The organism is Massilia mucilaginosa (genome assembly GCF_011682145.1).
Lineage (GTDB): Bacteria > Pseudomonadota > Gammaproteobacteria > Burkholderiales > Burkholderiaceae_D > Telluria_A > Telluria_A mucilaginosa.
The window spans coordinates 1-410 of record NZ_WHJH01000222.1; the positions used below are offsets into that span (position 1 = coordinate 1).

Consider the following 410-nt stretch of genomic DNA (forward strand, 5'->3'; position numbering starts at 1 on the left):
CGCGATGAAGAGACAAACGTTCGGAAGCTTATGTCAGGACGGATCGATGCCTGGCTGGGTGGACGGAACGGCGCATTAGAAGCCGCCGCCCATGTCGGGATTCCCCGCGGCGATTTACGAGAAGGTCTTGTGTTGGAGAATTATGTAGTCTGGTTAGCAGCGTCACTGGAGACGCCTCCTGCTGAGGCGAGCCGCTGGCGCGATGCATTTGAAGCGGTACGAGTAGACGGAACGCTGGCGCGAATTTTGCACAAACATAGCTACCTGCCGAGCTCTAAATGATCTGCTTGGGGGGAGCCTCCTTAACACTTGAATCCGATGATAAGTTGCGCTGTATCTACGCCAGCAAAGGTCTGAGAGAGAAGCCGTCTCGTCCATTTTTCATTACATACCAAAGGAATATCATGAAT

At 52.9% G+C, this 410-nt stretch carries 1 protein-coding gene; it reads left to right on the top strand.

Annotated elements, in window-relative coordinates; all coding sequences use genetic code 11:
* Window positions 1-282, top strand: a 282-nt coding sequence (locus F2P45_RS35875; RefSeq protein WP_223164930.1) for a transporter substrate-binding domain-containing protein, incomplete at its 5' end; no start/stop codon positions are given.
* Window positions 283-410 lie beyond the last annotated feature (128 nt).